The sequence below is a fragment of the Vibrio lentus genome (assembly GCF_002875945.1).
Taxonomy (GTDB): domain Bacteria; phylum Pseudomonadota; class Gammaproteobacteria; order Enterobacterales; family Vibrionaceae; genus Vibrio; species Vibrio apostichopi.
The window spans coordinates 1-202 of the sequence record NZ_MCZK01000082.1; the positions used below are offsets into that span (position 1 = coordinate 1).

Here is a 202-nt window from a genome sequence, read left to right on the forward strand (position 1 = left end):
AGCGCCGATGGTAGTGTGGGGTTTCCCCATGTGAGAGTAGGACATCGCCAGGCTTTAAATTAAATCTTTAGGTTGACCGACCTGGAGATATGGACGCTCACTTAGTGAGTTGACCACTGCGGAGTGGTAGTTCAGTTGGTTAGAATACCGGCCTGTCACGCCGGGGGTCGCGGGTTCGAGTCCCGTCCACTCCGCCACTTAT

Annotated in this window: 1 tRNA gene; it reads left to right on the plus strand. The window is 54.5% G+C overall.

Annotation, left to right across the window (positions count from 1 at the left end):
- Positions 1 to 120 precede the first annotated feature (120 nt).
- A tRNA-Asp gene (locus BCT49_RS05680) sits at positions 121 to 197 on the plus strand.
- Positions 198 to 202: the final 5 nt, after the last annotated feature.